This window comes from Nocardioides marinisabuli (assembly GCF_013466785.1).
Lineage (GTDB): Bacteria > Actinomycetota > Actinomycetes > Propionibacteriales > Nocardioidaceae > Nocardioides > Nocardioides marinisabuli.
In genome coordinates, this window is the sequence record NZ_CP059163.1 from 786251 (window position 1) to 800643 (window position 14393).

Sequence of the window (14393 nt, forward strand, 5' to 3'; positions counted from 1 at the left end):
TCGAGGAGGGACGAAGTCCCGTCTCGAGACCACCGCGTCAGGTGCGCCGACCCTGGCGAGCGGACCAGCTGCGGCTCGCCAGACCCGGCAGCGCTGCGAAGTCACCCCTGATCAGTGCCTCACGCTTCTCACGTCCCCAGCCCTGGATCCGCTTCTCGTAGGCGAAGGCGTCGGCGATGGAGTCGAACTGGGCGTTCCAGACGAGACGGACCGGACGACGCCGCTTGGTGAACTCAGCACCGGTGCCGGCGTTGTGCTCGGCGAGACGACGATCGAGGTCCCAGGTGCTCCCGACGTAGTAGCGGCCGTCAGAACACTCGAGAATGTAGGTGTAGGGCATGCCGGAGCCCTGCCCGGAAGGTTGCAGCCCCACGCACGTGACGCAGCAGCCTGTGGACAGCGGTGGTTTCGAGACAGGCGCTGCGCGCCTTCCTCAACCTCCGTACTGCGCCCCACGCAGGTCGGGGCACCCGCCGAGCCGGCGCTACTTCCTCGCCGAGCCGGCGCTACTTCCCCTCGCCGGGGTCGGCCCCGGCCCCGTTGACCCGCTCGTGCAGCCGGGCGCGCACCTCGTCGGGCGTCAGGCGCGCACGCCGTCGCTGGTCTCGCGCCACCACCACCCCGGTGGCCGCGACCCCAGCCAGGCCGGCCACGCCCAGCACCTTCCACACCCTGCTCGCATCCATGGCCCAGACTCTCCCACCATGGAGCACCAGCACCCCCGGCACCGTGGCCCCGGCCGACGCCGACCGGGCAGCCGGATCGGCCTCGACGAGGCGGTCGAGCTGACCCGCACCGGCGACCTGTGGCTCTTCCGCGGCCACTCGGCGGCCGACCACGCGATCCGGGTGCTGACCAACGCGCCGGTCAACCACGTCGGGATGGCGGTGGTCCTCGACGACCTGCCACCGCTGATGTGGCACGCCGAGCTCGGCAAGGGGCTCGTCGACGTGTGGAGCGGCAAGCACCAGCGCGGGGTGCAGCTGCACGACCTGCGGGCGGCCGTCGGGCAGTGGACCGGCCGCTACGAGCAGCGCGCCTGGCTGCGCCAGCTCGACGTCGAGGTCACGCCCGCGATGGAGGACGCCCTGCTGGCCAGCATCGCGCGCCTCGACGGCACCCCGTTCCCCAGCACCGCCGCCCTCGTGGGCCGCTGGGCGCGCGGTCGGGTACGCCGCGCGGCACCCGCCGAGCTGACCTACTGCGCCGAGGTGGTCGCGTCGTCGTACGTCGCGATGGGCCTGCTGCCCGACGACCTGCCGAGCAACTACTACGACCCGGGCACCTTCTGGTCGGGCGACGCGCTGGCGCTGCAGCACGGCGCCCGGCTGGGTCAGGAGATCGCCGTCGACGTCTGAGCCACCGCCCGGTTTGGGCGCCCGACACAACCCCGGCTGGTCGGGCCGCCACGGGGTCCGCTCGAGGTGGGATCCTGCTGCGCCGGACGTTGCGCCGAGGGGCCATGATGGACAGGACCCGCCCCTCGCGCCGCGAGGCGCCACCCGATCCGAGAGAGGCCCCGGATGCAGCTTGCCCTGTCCGCCGAGGACCAGAAGTTCCGCGAGCAGATGCGCACCTTCTTCACCACCGAGGTGTCCGAGGACATCCGTCGCGCGGTGATCGAGGGACGTGAGCTCACCAAGGAGCAGATCGTCGAGAGCCAGCAGACCCTCAACAAGGCCGGCCTGGCGGTGCCGCACTGGCCGACCGAGTGGGGCGGGCAGGACTGGAGCGACCTGCAGCGCCACATCTGGAACGAGGAGATGCAGCGCGCCGGCGTCCCGACGCCGCTGGCCTTCAACGCCAGCATGATCGGCCCGGTGCTCGCGCAGTTCGGCAGCCAGGAGATCAAGGAGCGGTTCCTGCCCAAGACCGCCAACCTCGACATCTGGTGGAGCCAGGGCTTCTCGGAGCCCGACGCCGGCTCCGACCTGGCCAGCCTGCGCACCACCGCGGTCAAGGACGGCGACGACTGGGTCGTCAACGGCCAGAAGACCTGGACCACGCTGGGCCAGTACGGCGACTGGATCTTCACGCTCGTGCGCACCGACCCCGACGTCAAGAAGCAGGCCGGCATCTCGATGCTGCTCATCGACATGACCAGCCCGGGGCTGACCGTGCGCCCCATCGAGCTGATCGACGGCGGCCACGAGGTCAACGAGGTCTGGTTCGAGGACGTGCGCGTGCCCGCCGAGAACCTGGTCGGCGAGCTCAACAGCGGCTGGACGATCGCCAAGTTCCTGCTCGGCAACGAGCGGGTCGGCGTCGCACCCGTCGGCACCACCAAGCGCATCCTGGCCCGGGCCAAGTCGCTGGCCGGCGAGCGGGCGAGCGAGCCGCTGCTCGCGGCCCGCATCGCCGAGCTCGAGAACGACCTGCTCGCGCTCGAGCTGACCGCGCTGCGCGTGGTCGCCCACTCCGCCGACGGCGAGCCGCACCCGGCCTCCTCGGTGCTCAAGCTGCGCGGCACCGAGCTGCAGCAGGCGGTCAGCGAGCTGATGGTCGACCTGGCCGGGCCGGCCAGCATCGCCTCCGGCGCGGGTGGGGACAGCGCCCTCGACGAGTGGACCCACCACACGACGCCGACGTACCTCAACCTGCGCAAGGCCTCGATCTACGGCGGGTCCAACGAGATCCAGCGCCAGATCATCAGCCGCACGATCCTGGGACTGTGAGGAGCAGACATGGACTTCACCTATGACGACGAGCAGGACGCCCTCCGCGACGCGGTGCGCGGGCTGCTGACCAAGGCGTACGGCGACTTCGAGCAGCGCCGCCAGACCACCAAGGTCGACCCGGGCTTCTCCGAGAAGACCTGGACCCAGATGGCCGAGATGGGCCTGCTGGGCCTGCCGTTCTCGGAGGACGACGGCGGGGTCGGCGCCGGTCCGGTCGAGATCGCGATCGTGTGCCAGGAGCTGGGCCGCGTGGTCGCCCCCGAGCCCTACCTGCACGCCGTGGTGCTGGCCGGTGGCCTGGTCGCCGCCTGCGGCAGCGCCGAGCAGCGTGGCGAGCTCCTCGGGGCGCTCTCCGCCGGCGAGCGGCTGCTGGCCTTCGCCCACGACGAGCCCGGCTCGCGCTGGGCCGCCACTGCGAGCGGCGTCAGCGCCACCGAGGACGGCGGGTCGTGGACGCTGAGCGGCACCAAGGAGCCCGTGGTGCAGGGCGCGCGCGCCGACACCCTCGTGGTCAGCGCGCAGCTGCCCGACGGCGGCACCGGCCTCTTCGTCGTCGACGGCGAGGCGGCCACCCGCACCGGCTACCCGACGTACGACGGTGGGCGCGCGGCGAAGGTCGTGCTCGACTCGACCCCGGCGACGCCGCTGGGCGAGCCGGGCCGCGACCTGGCCTCGAGCATCGCCACCATCCTCGACCTGGGCCGGATCATGGCCGGCAACCAGGCGATCGGGGCGATGGAGGTCGCGCTGCGCCAGACCACCGAGTACCTCAAGAGCCGCAAGCAGTTCGGGGTGCCGCTGAGCACCTTTCAGGCGCTGACCTTCCGGGCCGCCGACATGTACGTCTCGCTCGAGCTGGCCACCAGCCTCGTGCAGTGGGCCACCATGGTCGTCGAGAGCGGCGACCCGGACGCGGTGCGCGACGCCGCGGCCCGCGCGGGGCTGCAGGTCAGCCGGGCCGGGCGGCACGTGGGCCAGGAGGCGATCCAGCTCCACGGCGGCATCGGCATGACCGCCGAGTACGCCGTCGGCTCCTACACCTCGGTGCTGACGATGCTCGAGCACCTGCTCGGCGACGGCTCCCACCACCTGACCGGCCTGTCCGAGCGGATCACCGACCACGAGGACCTCGACCCCCTCGCCATCGCCTGATCCTGCTCGGCCCGGCTCCACCTCGCTCGTCCCACCGGCCGGGCGGCGCCTGCGGGCGTCGCCCGGCCGAGGTGCGTCCGGGGGCCGGCGCAGGTGTGGACGGCGAGCAGGTGGGTAGACGTGCGGTGGTGACCCGACGACCGCGCACCGCGCCTGCCGCCCTCGCCCTGCTCGCCCTCCTCGCCGCCGGGGGCCTGAGCGCCTGCGGCGACGACGCGGAGACCGGCACCGCCGACGACACCTCCACCTCGGCCTCCGCGGGCACCGACGGGGGCGATGGCACCGACGACCCCGAGGGGGCCGGGTCCACCGAGGACACCCAGGAGATCAGCACCGACCAGGTCACCCTGCGCCTGCCCGGGGGCTGGGAGAGCCTCGACGCCGAGGAGGCGCTCGCCCAGGCCGACGGCGAGGACGGGACGCTCGCCTCGATCGCCGAGCGCCTCGGCGTCCCGCCCGAGCAGCTCGAGGCCACCCTGCAGAACGTCGACCTGGTCGCGGTCGCCGACGGCGGCGCCCAGGACGGCGTGCTGACCAACGTCAACGTGCTGCACCAGTCCGGCGAGCTGCCCGGCGAGGACGAGTTTGCCGCCCAGCTCGAGCAGTTCGCCGACACCACCGGCGACGTCACCACCGTCGAGGCCCCGGTCGGCGACGTGCTGCGCGCCGACTACCAGCTCGACATCAACGGCACCGCCGGCCAGTTCGAGGTGCTGCTGGCCCAGGTCGGCGGTGACGTCGTCACCATCACCGTCACCTCCGCCGACGCCGCCGACGCGGCCGAGGTCGCCGACCTGGTCGTGGCCACCCTCGAGGCGGCCTGACCCAACGCCGTACGCCGACCGCTCACGCACCGCGCACCGCCGCGCCCGCCGTACGCCGACCGCTCACGGGGTCTCGACGACGCTCGAGCCTCCGGCCCTCGCTGCTCGACCAACGACACGGCCCTCGCTGCTCGACCGACGGCGCGTCGCTCAGGCGCCGGCCATCCGCAGGGCCAGGTCGCGGTAGTGGGCGGCGACCTGCTCGGGGGTCCAGCCGGCGTCGTCGCGGTACCAGCGCGCGACGTCGATGCCCAGGGAGAGCAGGGCGGTGGCGGTCATGGCGGGGTGGGGGGTGGCCAGGACGCCGGCGGCGACGCCGCGCTCGATGACGTCGCGCACCACCGCGTCGATGCGCCGGCGCAGGTCCATGATCTCGGCCAGGTGCTCGGCACTCAGCGCGGCCATCTCGTAGTTGATGACCCGCGCCGTGGTGTGGGTCAGCGCGTGGTGGCGCACGAACTCCTCGACCAGCACGGTCAGCTGGGCGACGGGGTCGTCGCGCCCGGCCACCGCGGCCTCCACGAGCGCGAGCGTGCGCAGGTGCCCCTCGCGCGAGATCAGGTGCAGCAGCTCCTCCTTGGAGCGGTGGTGCACGTAGAGGGCGGCGGGGCTCATCCCGGCGCCGGCGGCGATGTCGCGCGTCGTGGTGCCGTGGAACCCGCGCACCGCGAAGGCGGCCACCGCGGCCTCGAGCAGGCGCTCGCGCGCGTCGGTGGGTGAGGGTTGACGAGCGGCGGCCATGGCGTCAGAGTAAGCAAGCGCTTAGTCAGAGCGCAACGACCCACTCGAGAGGGAGCACCATGCAGGGACTCAAGGGCCGCACCGCCGTCGTGACCGGCGCCAGCCGCGGGATCGGCCTGGGCATCGCCCAGCGACTCGTCGACGAGGGCGCGCGCGTCGTGCTGACCGCCCGCAAGCCCGAGGCCCTCGAGGAGGCCGTCACCGCGCTGGGCGGCCCCGAGGTCGCCCTGGCCGTGGCCGGCAAGGCCGACGACCCCGCGCACCGCGAGGAGGTCGTCACCCGCGCCGTCGAGACGTTCGGCAGCCTCGACCTGCTGGTCAACAACGCCGGCATCAACCCCGCCTACGGCCCGCTGGTCGACCTCGACCTCGACGCCGCCCGCAAGATCGTCGAGGTCAACGCGATCGGCGCGCTGGCCTGGGTGCAGGCCGCGCACCGCGCCTGGATGGGCGAGCACGGCGGCTCGGTCGTCAACATCTCCTCGGTCAGCGGCGTCAAGCCCGCCCCCGGCATCTCGATGTACGGCGCCAGCAAGGCCATGATGATCTCGCTGACCGAGTCGCTGGCCGTCGAGCTCGGCCCGAGCATCCGCGTCAACGCCGTGGCGCCCGCGGTGGTCAAGACCCAGTTCGCCTCCGCGCTCTACGAGGGCCGCGAGGAGGAGGTCGCCTCGCAGTACCCCCTCAAGCGCCTCGGCGTGCCCGAGGACGTCGCCGGCGCGGTCGCCTTCCTGCTCTCCGACGACGCCGGCTGGGTCACCGGCCAGACGATGCTCATCGACGGCGGCGTCACCCTCACCGGCGGCGTGTGATGGCCGGCCACGAGGCCCTGGCCGACCGCGGCGCGGTCGTCACCGGCGCCGCCGGCGGCATCGGCCGGGCGCTGGCCACCCGCCTGGTGGCCGAGGGGGCCCGGGTCGTGGTCAACGACCTCGACGCCGACGCCGTACGCCGCACGGCCGAGGAGATCGGCGCGGTCGCCGTCCCGGGTGACTGCTCCTCCGACGAGGGCGTGCGCGCCCTGGTCGAGCAGGCCACCGCCGAGCTGGGCCGCATCGACGTCTACCTGGCCAACGCCGGCATCGACGGCGCCGGCGGGCCCGACAGCCTGCAGACCCCCGACGACGTGTGGGAGCGCGTGGTCGACGTCAACGTGATGGCCCACGTGCGTGCCGCGCGGCTGCTGGTGCCCGAGTGGGTCGCCTCCGCCGAGGCGGGCGGCCCGGGCGGCCGCTTCGTGGTGACCGCGTCGGCCGCCGGCCTGCTGACGATGATCGGCAGCGCGCCGTACTCGGTGACCAAGCACGCCGCGGTCGGCTTCGCCGAGTGGCTCTCGGTCACCTACGGCCACCGCGGCGTGACGGTGCAGGCGATCTGCCCGCAGGGCGTGCGCACCCGGATGCTCGAGGAGGCCGGCCCGCTGCAGGACCTGCTCTCCCACGACGAGGCGCTGACCCCCGAGACCGTCGCCGGCTGCTGGGTCGAGGCCCTGGCCGACGACCGCTTCCTGGTGCTGCCGCACCCCGAGGTGGCGGGCTACTACGCCGCCCGCGCCACCGACACCGACCGGTGGCTCGCCGGGATGCGCCGGCTGCAGGGCAAGCTCGACGAGCACCTGGCCGGGCCCGCATGAACGGCTCCCTGCCCGGCCTCGACGTCGCCGCCGTCCAGCGCTGGTACGACACGCAGCGACCCGGCGACATGCCGCCGCCCGAGGAGGTCGAGGCCCGGCTGCTGGCCGGCGGCCGCTCCAACCTCACCTACGCGCTGCACGTGCGCGAGGACCCCGACCGCCGCTGGGTGCTGCGCCGTCCCCCGCTCGGCCACGTGCAGGCGACCGCCCACGACATGGGTCGCGAGTTCCGGGTGATGGACGCGCTCGCCCCCACGCCCGTGCCGGTGCCGCAGATGTACGCCCACTGCGCCGACGACTCCGTCCTCGGGGCGCCCTTCTACCTGATGGAGGTCGTCGACGGCGTGGCGCTGCGCCGCGCCGCCGAGCTCGAGCCGCTCGGCGCGCAGCGCACCCGCGACCTGGTCGACCGGATGGTCGGGGTGCTCGCCGACCTGCACGCCGTCGACCCCGGCACGGTCGGCCTGGGCGACCTCGGTCGCCCGGCCGGGTTCCTGGAGCGCCAGGTCCGTCGCTGGGGCCGGCAGCTCGAGGGGTCGCGCAGCCGCGACCTGCCCGACGCCGACCTGCTGCTCGAGCGGCTGGCCGCCCACGTGCCGCCCGACGGCGCGCCCGCGGTGGTGCACGGGGACTACCGTCTCGACAACCTGCTCGTCGACCCCGACGACGCCCAGCCGGTGCGCGCGGTCGTCGACTGGGAGATGGCCACCCTCGGCGACCCGCTCACCGACCTGGCCCTGCTGGTGGTCTACGACCGGCTCGCCGACCTGGTCGCCGGCTCCGGCGCCTCGGTCGCCGACGCCGGGCTCGCCGACGTCTCCACCGCACCGGGCTACCCCTCGCCCGACGACCAGCTGACGGCGTACGCCGCCGCCTCGGGGCGCGACCTGGGCCCGATGGACTTCCACCTCGGCCTGGCCCACCTCAAGCTCGCCGTCATCCTCGAGGGCATCCACTACCGCCACGCCCACGGCCAGACCGTCGGCGAGGGCTTCGACGCCATCGGTGAGGCGGTGCCGCCGCTGCTGGCGGCCGGCCTGGCCGCCACCTCGCACCTCTGACCCCGGAAGGGACCCCCATGGACTTCGCCTTCGACACCCGTACCGAGGAGCTCCGCGAGAGCCTGCTCGACTTCATGGACACCCACGTCCACCCCAACGAGCAGGTCTTCGCCGACCAGCTCGCCGGGCTCGAGGACCGGTGGGCCTGGTCGACGGCCCCGGTGCTGCAGGAGCTGCGCGCCGAGGCCCGCAGCCGCGGCCTGTGGAACCTCTTCCTGCCGGTGGGCCACTACGGCGACCTGGGCGCCGGGCTGACCAACCTGCAGTACGCCCCGCTCGCCGAGATCACCGGCCGCGCCGGCCACCTCGCCCCCGCGGCCCTCAACTGCGCGGCGCCCGACACCGGCAACATGGAGGTGCTGGCGATGTTCGGCACCCCCGAGCAGCAGGAGCGCTGGCTGCGCCCGCTGATGGAGGGCCAGATCCGCTCGGCGTTCGCGATGACCGAGCCCGACGTGGCCTCCTCCGACGCCACCAACATCGAGACCTCGATCGTGCGCGACGGCGACGAGTACGTCATCAACGGCCGCAAGTGGTGGATCACCGGGGCGATGAACCCGCAGTGCGAGGTCTTCATCGTGATGGGCAAGACCGACCCGAGCGCCTCGCGGCACCGCCAGCAGAGCCAGATCCTGGTCCCCCGCGACACCCCCGGGCTCACCGTGGTGCGCCCGATGCACGTGATGGGCTACGACGACCACGAGCACGGCGGCCACGCCGAGCTGCGCTTCGAGGACGTGCGGGTGCCGGTCGCCAACCTGATCGGCGAGGAGGGCGGCGGCTTCGGCGTCGCGCAGGCCCGGCTCGGCCCCGGCCGCATCCACCACTGCATGCGCGCCATCGGCGTGGCCGAGAAGGCCATCGAGCTGATGTGCACCCGCGCCGACTCGCGGGTCGCCTTCGGCCGCGCGATCTCCGAGCAGGGGGTCGTCCGCGACTGGATCGCGGAGTCCCGGGTGCGCCTCGAGCAGCTGCGGCTGCTGGTGCTCAAGACCGCCTGGATGATGGACGACGTGGGCGCCCGCGGTGCCCACACCGAGATCCAGGCCATCAAGATCGCCACGCCCAGGACGGTGCAGTGGATCCTCGACAAGGCGATCCAGGTGCACGGCGCCGGCGGCCTGTCGCAGGACTTCCCGCTGGCCAACGCCTACGCCTCGATCCGCACGCTGCGCTTCGCCGACGGCCCCGACGAGGTGCACAAGAACGCCCTGGCCAAGGCCGAGATCCGCAAGCAGACCGCGACCTCGTGAGCGAGCACCGCAGCGACCTCGAGCAGCGCGTCACCGCGCTGCTCGAGGCCCACGACCCCGCCACCACCGGGCGCGCCGCGTTCCTGCGCGCCCGCTGGGACGCAGGCCTGGCCTGGGTGCACTTCCCCGTCGGCCTCGGCGGGCTGGGCCTGCCCCGCGACCTGCAGGCGTACGTCGACGACCTGCTGGCCGCCGCCGGCGCGCCCGACAACGCCCCCGAGCGCAACGGCATCGGCCTGGGCATGGCCGCCCCGACGATCCTGGCCCACGGCACCCCCGAGCAGCACGAGCGCTTCCTGCGGCCCCTGTGGCTCGGCGAGGAGATCTGGTGCCAGCTCTTCTCCGAGCCCGGCGCCGGCTCCGACCTGGCCGCCGTGGCGACCCGGGCGGTGCCCGACGAGGCCACCGGCGAGTGGGTCGTCAACGGCCAGAAGGTGTGGACCTCCTCGGCCCACCTGGCCGACTTCGCCATCCTCGTCGCGCGCACCGACCCCGACGTGCCCAAGCACGGCGGGCTGAGCTACTTCCTGCTCGGCATGCGCGAGCCCGGCGTCGAGGTCCGGCCGCTGCGCCAGCTCACCGGCGAGGCCGAGTTCAACGAGGTCTTCCTGACCGACGTGCGGGTGCCCGGCGACCAGCTGCTCGGCTCGGTCGGCGAGGGCTGGCGGATCGCCAACACCACCCTCAACAGCGAGCGGGTCTCGATCGGCGGCCAGGCCGTGCCGCGCGAGGCCGGCATGGTCGGCAAGGTCGCCGAGACCTGGCGCACGCACCCCGGGCGTCGTACGCACGGCACGCACCAGCGCCTGCTCGACCTGTGGGTGCAGGCCGAGGCCGCCCGGATCACCGGCAGCCGGGTGCGCCAGCAGCTGGCCGTCGGCGCCCCCGGGCCGGAGGGCTCGGCCACCAAGCTGGTCTTCGCCCGGCTGGCCCAGCAGCTCTCCGCGCTCGAGGTCGAGCTGCTCGGCGAGGACGGCCTGCGCTACGACGACTGGGCCCTGACCCGGCCCGACAAGGTCGACTTCACCGGCCGCGACGCGGGCTACCGCTACCTGCGCGCCAAGGGCAACTCCATCGAGGGCGGCACCTCCGAGATCCTGCGCAACATCATCGCCGAGCGCGTCCTCGGCCTGCCCGGCGAACCGCGCGTCGACAAGGACGTGGCGTGGAAGGACCTGCCCCGATGACCACCCACATGACAGCCGACACGCTGCCCCCCGCCCCCGACCTCGACCTGCTCGCCACCGACGTCGAGACCGACCTGCGCCGCTCGGTGCGCGCGGTGCTCGCCAAGACCTGCCCCACCGAGGCGCTCACCGCGCTCGCCGACGGCACCGACGAGGTCTCGGCCGCCGCCTGGTCGGCACTGGCCGGCGACCTGGGGCTGGCGGCGCTGCTGGTGCCCGAGGAGCACGGCGGCGCCGGCGCCGGGCCGCGCGAGGCGGCCGTCGTGGCCGAGGAGTGCGGGCGCGCCTGCGCGCCGGTGCCGTTCCTGACCAGCGCCGTGCTGGCCACCGACCTGCTCGGCGCCCTCGGTGCCACCGAGGCGCTGGGCCGGCGCGCCGAGGGCGGCACCGCGGCCCTCGTCGTGCCGGCCGCCACCCGCTCCGCGCAGGGCTGGTCCCGGGGCGCGGCCGTCTCCGCGACCGGGGGCCGCCTGGTCGGCGACGTGCGCGGTGTGGTGGGGCTGCCCGCCGACCTGCTGCTCGTCCCCGTGGCCGGTCCCGACGGGCCCGCCCTGCACCTGGTCGAGGCAGGCGCGGAGGGCGTCACCCTGACCGCGGTCACCTCGCTCGACGCCACCCGCCCGCTCACCGACGTCCACCTCGACGTCCCGCTCGACGGGGCGGGCTCGCCCCTGGCCACCGGCGAGAAGGTCACCGCCGCGCTCGACCACGCGCTGGCCACCGCCGCCGGCCTGCTGGCCGCCGAGCAGGCCGGCCTCGCCGCCTGGTGCCTGGAGCAGACCGTCGCCCACCTCTCCGAGCGCCGCCAGTTCGGGCGCGTGGTCGGTGGGTTCCAGGCGCTCAAGCACCGCCTCGCCGACCTGTACGCCGAGGTCGGCCAGGCCTCAGCCGTCGCGGCCCACGCGGCCGCCGCGCTCGCCGAGGGCACCGACGTACCCGTGTCGGTGGCGGTGGCGCAGGCCTTCTGCTCCGAGGTGGCGGTGCACGCCGCCGAGGAGGCGGTCCAGCTGCACGGCGGGCTCGGGATGACCTGGGAGAGCCCGGTGCACCTGCGGCTCAAGCGGGCCAAGGCCGACCACGTGCTGCTCGGCAGCCCCGACGCCCACCGCGACGCCCTCGCGACCCTGGTCGGCCTGCCCGGCCCCGAGGCAGGATGACGCCATGGACCTCTCACTGAGCGACGAGCAGCAGGCCTTCCGGTCGCTGGCCCGTGACTTCCTCGACCGGGAGGCCGTGCCGCACCGCGTCGAGTGGGACCGCGCCGAGTCCGTCGACCTCGCGATCGTGCCGAAGATGGCCGAGATCGGCTTCTTCGGCCTCACCATCCCCGAGGAGTACGGCGGCCTCGGCGGCGACTACGTGACCTACTCGCTGGCCATGGAGGAGCTCGGGCGCGCCGACTCGGCGCTGCGCGGCATCGTCTCGGTCTCCAGCGGCCTGGTCGGCAAGTCGATCCTCTTCCACGGCAGCGAGGAGCAGAAGCAGGAGTGGCTGCCGCAGCTGGCGGAGGCCACCAAGCTGGGCTGCTTCGGGCTCACCGAGCCCGACGTGGGCTCCGACGCCGGCAACCTGACCACCCGGGCCCGCCGCGACGGCGACGACTTCGTCATCGACGGCCAGAAGCTCTACATCACCAACGGCACCTGGGCCGACGTGGCGCTGGTCTTCGCCCGCACCGGCGGCGACGGGCCGCGCGGCATCTCCGCCTTCCTGGTGCCCACCGACTCCCCCGGCTTCGAGGCCCGCGAGATCAAGGGCAAGCTCGGCCTGCGCGGCCAGGCCACCGCCGAGCTCTTCCTCGACGGGGTGCGGGTGCCGGCCTCGGCGATGCTCGGCGAGGAGGGCAGCGGCTTCAAGATCGCGATGAGCACCCTCGACAAGGGCCGCCTGGCCGTGGCCTCGGGCTGCGTGGGCATCGTCCAGGGCTGCCTGGAGACGGCCGTCGAGTACGCCACCTCGCGCACCCAGTTCGGTCGTCCGCTGGCCGGCTTCCAGCTGGTGCAGGACATGATCGCCGACATCTCGCTCGACGCCGACGCCGCCCGCCTGCTGGCCTGGCGCTGCGCCGACCTCATCGACCGCGGCGAGCCCTACGGGGTGGCGGCCTCGAAGGCCAAGCTCTTCGCCTCCGAGGCGGCGGTGCGCGCGGCCAACAACGCCCTGCAGGTGCACGGCGGCGCCGGGTACGTCGACGAGTACCCGCCGGCCAAGTACCTGCGCGACGCCCGCGTGATGACGCTCTACGAAGGCACCAGCCAGATCCAGAAGCTGCTGATCGGTCGCCACGAGACCGGCATCAGCGCCTTCGTCTGAGCCGCAGCAGCCCCGCTCCCCAGCACCGCACCCACCCGACCGCGCCACCAGGAGGACCACCCGTGCCGATCGACCCGCAGCTCGCCACCCTGCTCACCTTCCTCGAGCAGGCCGGCACCCCGCCGATGCACGAGGGGACGGCCGACGAGGCGCGCGCCGGGTTCCGCACCCTGGCCGTCGACCTGCGCGACCCGTCGGTGCTGCCCGAGATGGCCTCGGTCGAGGAGGTCCGGCTCCCCGGCGGCGCCGCGGCCCGCCCGGGCCGGGTCTACCGGCCGGTCAGCGACCTCGACCGGCTGCCCACGGTCGCGTTCTTCCACGGCGGCGGGTTCGTCATCGGCGACCTCGACACCCACGACCTGACCTGCCGGCTGATCGCCGCGCGCTGCGAGGCCGTCGTCGTCTCGGTCGACTACCGCCTCGCCCCCGAGCACCCCTTCCCCGCCGGGCTCGAGGACGTGCTGGCCGCCTCGCACTGGGTCCACGACCACCTCGCCGACCTCGGCGGCTCCGAGGCGATGGGCGTGGCCGGCGACTCCGCCGGCGGCAACCTCGCCGCGGTCACCGCGCAGGTGCTGCGCGACGAGGGCCGGGCGCTGGCCGGGCAGCTGCTCATCTACCCCGTCACCGACTCGGCCGGCTCCTACCCCTCGCACTCCGAGAACGCCGAGGGCTACTTCCTCGACGCCGCCACCATGGCCTGGTTCGGCGCCCAGTACGTCGGCGACGCCACCGACCTCGACCCCGCCGACCCGCGCCTCTCGCCGCTGCACGGGAAGCTCGACGGCCTCGCCCCGGCCGTGGTGGTCACCGCCGAGCTCGACCCGCTGCGCGACGACGGCAACGCCTACGCCCGTGCCCTCGAGGCCGCCGGCGTCCCGGTGCAGCACGAGGTCTTCCCCGGTCTCATCCACGGCTTCGTCGACATGGGCCGCCACTCCGAGGCCGCCGACAAGGCGGTCGAGGACACCCTCGCCCTCTTCCGCCCCCTCTTGCACCCCTGACCCACCGCGAGCCGGCTCGTTCGAACGGGCCGGCTCGGCGCGCAGGTCGAGCAGCGTTGGTCGAGCAGCGAGGGCCGACGGCTCGAGCGGCGTCGAGAACCCGCGACCACACGGCGCACGGCGGGCAGCGGCACGGCGCGCAGTGGTCACCGACGACACAGCAGAAGGCCACTGACCTGTCGTCTGTGACCACTCCGCGCACGGGACGGCCCGGCGTACGGCGGGCGCCCACGTCACCGGGTCTCGACGACGTTCCTCGCTGGCGCTCGTCACTGCTCGACCAACGGAGTCACCACCGTTGGTCGAGCAGCGAGGGCCGAAGGCTCGAGCGTCGCCGAGACCCCGCGACCACACGGCGCACGGCGCGCAGCGGCACGGCGCGCAGTGGTCACCGACGACACAGCAGAGGGCCACTGACCTGTCGTCCGTGACCACTCCGCGCACGGGACTGCCCGGCGTACGGCGGGCGCGCACCTCACCGGGTCTCGACGACGTTCCTCGCTGGCGCTCGTCACTGCTCGACCAACGGGCGGCAACCACACGGCGG

Annotated in this window: 15 protein-coding genes; 12 read left to right on the forward strand and 3 right to left on the reverse strand. The window is 74.0% G+C overall.

Translation table 11 applies throughout. The features are described from left to right. Nucleotides 1-37: 37 nt before the first annotated feature. Together H0S66_RS03670 and H0S66_RS03675 are read right to left on the reverse strand one after the other, a co-directional pair. Nucleotides 38-340, reverse strand: coding sequence for a GIY-YIG nuclease family protein (locus H0S66_RS03670; RefSeq protein WP_179614192.1), 303 nt, complete (start codon nucleotides 338-340; stop codon nucleotides 38-40). Nucleotides 341-506: 166 nt separating this feature from the next. Beyond that, a complete protein-coding gene (locus H0S66_RS03675; RefSeq protein ID WP_179614193.1) occupies nucleotides 507-686 on the reverse strand; it encodes a hypothetical protein in 180 nt (59 codons plus the stop codon). Nucleotides 687-704: 18 nt separating this feature from the next. Here H0S66_RS03675 and H0S66_RS03680 point away from each other — a divergent pair, with 18 nt between their 5' ends. The 4 genes from H0S66_RS03680 (at nucleotide 705) to H0S66_RS03695 (ending at nucleotide 4654) form a co-directional block, all read left to right on the forward strand. Beyond that, nucleotides 705-1358, forward strand: a complete 654-nt coding sequence (locus H0S66_RS03680) for a hypothetical protein (protein WP_179614194.1) — start codon at nucleotides 705-707, stop codon at nucleotides 1356-1358. 165 nt (nucleotides 1359-1523) lie between these two features. Further along, entirely contained in the window at nucleotides 1524-2675 is a 1152-nt protein-coding gene (locus H0S66_RS03685) for an acyl-CoA dehydrogenase family protein (protein ID WP_179614195.1), read from the forward strand. A gap of 9 nt (nucleotides 2676-2684) precedes the next feature. Beyond that, nucleotides 2685-3830 carry an acyl-CoA dehydrogenase family protein gene (locus H0S66_RS03690; RefSeq protein ID WP_179614196.1) on the forward strand — a complete coding sequence of 382 codons (1146 nt, stop codon included), beginning with the start codon at nucleotides 2685-2687 and terminating at the stop codon, nucleotides 3828-3830. Nucleotides 3831-3958: 128 nt separating this feature from the next. Further along, entirely contained in the window at nucleotides 3959-4654 is a 696-nt protein-coding gene (locus tag H0S66_RS03695) for a hypothetical protein (RefSeq protein ID WP_179614197.1), read from the forward strand. A gap of 150 nt (nucleotides 4655-4804) precedes the next feature. Here H0S66_RS03695 and H0S66_RS03700 read toward each other — a convergent pair whose 3' ends face one another. After that, complete coding sequence (locus tag H0S66_RS03700; protein WP_179614198.1) at nucleotides 4805-5395, reverse strand: TetR-type transcription factor C-terminal domain-containing protein; 591 nt, start codon at nucleotides 5393-5395, stop codon at nucleotides 4805-4807. A 59-nt stretch (nucleotides 5396-5454) separates the two neighbouring features. Here H0S66_RS03700 and H0S66_RS03705 point away from each other — a divergent pair, with 59 nt between their 5' ends. From H0S66_RS03705 to H0S66_RS03740, 8 genes are all read left to right on the forward strand, one after another. Next, nucleotides 5455-6207: an SDR family oxidoreductase gene (locus H0S66_RS03705; RefSeq protein ID WP_179614199.1), complete on the forward strand. Its 753-nt coding sequence runs from the start codon at nucleotides 5455-5457 to the stop codon at nucleotides 6205-6207. Beyond that, entirely contained in the window at nucleotides 6207-7028 is an 822-nt protein-coding gene (locus H0S66_RS03710; RefSeq protein WP_179614200.1) for an SDR family NAD(P)-dependent oxidoreductase, read from the forward strand. Before H0S66_RS03705 ends, H0S66_RS03710 begins: the two co-directional genes overlap by 1 nt. Beyond that, the gene (locus H0S66_RS20750; protein WP_179614201.1) at nucleotides 7025-8089 is read left to right on the forward strand and encodes a phosphotransferase family protein; all 1065 of its coding nucleotides are present in this window, start codon (nucleotides 7025-7027) and stop codon (nucleotides 8087-8089) included. The genes H0S66_RS03710 and H0S66_RS20750 overlap by 4 nt, the downstream gene beginning before the upstream one ends. Before the next feature lie 17 nt (nucleotides 8090-8106). After that, a complete protein-coding gene (locus H0S66_RS03720; RefSeq protein ID WP_179614202.1) occupies nucleotides 8107-9342 on the forward strand; it encodes an acyl-CoA dehydrogenase family protein in 1236 nt (411 codons plus the stop codon). Beyond that, nucleotides 9339-10529, forward strand: coding sequence for an acyl-CoA dehydrogenase family protein (locus tag H0S66_RS03725; RefSeq protein ID WP_179614203.1), 1191 nt, complete (start codon nucleotides 9339-9341; stop codon nucleotides 10527-10529). The genes H0S66_RS03720 and H0S66_RS03725 overlap by 4 nt, the downstream gene beginning before the upstream one ends. 8 nt (nucleotides 10530-10537) lie before the next feature. After that, a complete protein-coding gene (locus H0S66_RS03730) occupies nucleotides 10538-11686 on the forward strand; it encodes an acyl-CoA dehydrogenase family protein (RefSeq protein WP_179614204.1) in 1149 nt (382 codons plus the stop codon). Between the two features lie 4 nt (nucleotides 11687-11690). After that, on the forward strand, nucleotides 11691-12842 hold the full coding sequence (locus tag H0S66_RS03735) for an acyl-CoA dehydrogenase family protein (RefSeq protein ID WP_179614205.1): 1152 nt from the start codon (nucleotides 11691-11693) through the stop codon (nucleotides 12840-12842). Between the two features lie 62 nt (nucleotides 12843-12904). Continuing rightward, nucleotides 12905-13846 (forward strand): alpha/beta hydrolase, encoded by a 942-nt coding sequence (locus tag H0S66_RS03740; protein ID WP_179614206.1) that lies wholly within the window; start codon nucleotides 12905-12907, stop codon nucleotides 13844-13846. Nucleotides 13847-14393: the final 547 nt, after the last annotated feature.